The organism is Chrysiogenia bacterium (assembly GCA_020434085.1).
Lineage (GTDB): Bacteria > JAGRBM01 > JAGRBM01 > JAGRBM01 > JAGRBM01 > JAGRBM01.
This window is the reverse complement of the sequence record JAGRBM010000408.1, coordinates 1-2,335: the sequence shown is the minus strand read 5'-3', so window position 1 is coordinate 2,335 and position 2,335 is coordinate 1. Positions and strand designations below refer to the sequence as shown.

3 protein-coding genes are annotated in these 2,335 nt (G+C 66.6%); 2 read left to right on the top strand and 1 reads right to left on the bottom strand.

Annotated elements, in window-relative coordinates:
* Nucleotides 1-1,333, bottom strand: a 1,333-nt coding sequence (locus tag KDH09_14015; GenBank protein ID MCB0220812.1) for a methylmalonyl-CoA carboxyltransferase, incomplete at its 3' end; no start/stop codon positions are given.
* A gap of 156 nt (nt 1,334-1,489) precedes the next feature.
* Here KDH09_14015 and KDH09_14010 point away from each other — a divergent pair.
* Both KDH09_14010 and KDH09_14005 read left to right on the top strand, forming a co-directional pair.
* Complete coding sequence (locus tag KDH09_14010) at nt 1,490-2,089, top strand: TetR/AcrR family transcriptional regulator (GenBank protein ID MCB0220811.1); 600 nt, start codon at nt 1,490-1,492, stop codon at nt 2,087-2,089.
* 3 nt (nt 2,090-2,092) lie between these two features.
* Nucleotides 2,093-2,335, top strand: a 243-nt coding sequence (locus KDH09_14005) for a hypothetical protein (protein MCB0220810.1), incomplete at its 3' end; no start/stop codon positions are given.

Genomic DNA, 2,335 nt, shown 5'->3' with positions numbered 1-2,335 from the left:
CGGGGTCGTCTTCTTTTCTCACGCCGAAAACCACGTTCACGCCGGTTCCCGGTTCCATGAACCCGATTTCCGCGCCGGGCCATGCGGCCATCTCGTCCGAGCGGCCGCCGCCCATGTTGATGTAGGCCTGTCCGTAGCTCTTGCGAAGGATGACCGAGAACTTCGGGACCGTGGCCAGGTCGAGGGCCTGCAGGAAGTTGATGATCTTCGCGCCGACTCTCTCGTGCTCGGCCTTCGAGCCGACCAGAAAGCCCGGCGTGTCGGCAAGCAGGATGAGCGGCACGTTGAAGGAATCGCAGAGCACGATGAACGAGATGATCTTCTCGCAGGCCTCGACGTCGAGCGCGCCGCCCTTGAACATGGGATTGGTGGCAATGATGCCGACGCTGCGGCCGTCCAGGCGCGCGAGCGCCGTAACCGCCACGCGGCCGAAGTCTTCCTTGAGCGGGAAGTAACTGTCCTTGTCCACGAGCGCGCGGATCACCTTGCGGATGTCGTAGCCGCGGGTGCGCTCGGTGGGAACGAGATCGCCGACGCCCGCGCCGGCTTCACCAGCACCCGCGGGCACCTCGGCACGCGGGGGCGCCTCGCCCGCGTGGGAGGGCAGGTAGCTCAGGAAGCCGCGAATGAGATCGAGGGCCTGCTCGTCGCTCTCGGCGACGGCGTCGATGAGGCCGGTTTTCTTGGCGTGGACTTCCCAGCCGCCCAGTTCCTGCGGGTCCATGTCTTCGCCAAGCGCGACCGAGGTGACGCGCGGGCTGGAAACGGCCATCACCGCGCCCTTTCGCATCACGACGAAGTCGCTGTACATCGCCTGCCAGGTGCCGTTGCCGTAGGCCTGTCCGAGCACCGCGCAGGCCCAGGGCGTCTCGCGCCGGCGCGCGTAGCGCAGCCCCTCAGCGACGCGGCCCATGCCGCGCGCGCCCATGATGTCGGGCATGCGGCCGCCCGCGCATTCCGAGAGGAGCACCTGCGGCAGTCCGTTCACGCGAGCCACTTCGCTGAGATAGCGCAGCTTCTTGCCGGCGATGATCGCGCTCGACGCGCCGAGCGTCGTAAAGTCCGCGGCGCTGAGTGCCACCTCGCGTCCGTCGATCTTTCCAAAGCCGCACACGTAGCCATCGGCGGCGCTGCGCTCGCGATCGGCCGGGTGCTCGGAGACGGCCAGCAGGCCGACCTCGTGAAAGCTGCCTTCGTCGAGGATGTAATCGGCGCGCGCCCGGGCGCTCAGCACGCCCCCTGCCGTGCGCGCGGCGTGGCGCTTCTCGGGTCCCATGGCCAGGGCGCTCTCGCGCCGCTTCTTGAGTTCCGCCAGCTTCTCGTCGTGTCCCATTCGTGTCTTCTCGGTGAATCAGATTCGGGCCGGAGCTTATTCGCTGCCCCGGCGCTCTCAAAGCGCGCCCCGCCCGGCCGGGAGGCCACTCTTGACGGGAAGGGCCGAATCTGCGATTATGTGAATCGATATTCACATGGAGCGAGGCCCCCGACAGTGACTGCCACCCCCAAGCTCAAGACCCGCGTTCGCCGGGAACAGATCGTCGAGGCGGCGCTCGAGAGCATCGCCGAGCACGGCGTCGAGGGGCTGAGCATGGCCGAAGTGGCCGAGCGGGTGGGGCTCGTGCCCTCGGCGCTTTACCGCCACTTCGCCGGCAAGGAAGAGATCTTCGAGGCCTGCCTTGGACATCTCCGTCAGCGGCTCATGGGCAATCTCATCCTCGCAGCCGATGAAAACGAGGGGCCGATCGAGCAACTCCGCTCGGTGCTCATGCGACACATCGATCTGGTGCTGGCCAACCCGGCGGCGCCGCGCATCATTTTTTCTTCCCAGGGAATCGACGGCCCGCCGGCGCGCCGCGCCCTGATGCAGGCCATGATCAACGGCTACCTGGCCGGGATCGAGGGCATTGTCGCCGAAGGAAAGAGCCGAGGCGAGATCCGCGCCGATGTCGAGCCCGACGTGGCGGCGATGATGGTCTTTGGAATCTTTCAGCCGGCGGCCTTCCGCTGGCATGTGAGCGACGGGAAATACGACATGAAGCGTCAGGCAGAGCGGGCCTGGAAGCACTTCGAGCGAATGATGAGGGCGTAAGCGATGAGCGAAGAAACCCGGAGTTTTACTGAGCGAGCGCGCGCGTTCCTGCTGCGCCGCGTAGTGCTGATTCCTTTTGGCGTCGTGGTGCTGCTGATCATCTTCTCGCGCGTGCGCCCCATCCCCGTCATCGCCCATGAGGCCAGCGGCGGGCCGCTCGTGCGTGAGGCCTTTGGCGTGGGAACCCTGGAGAGCGCCGAGCAGGTGCTGCTTGCCTTCGACGTGGGCGGCCGCATCATCGAACTG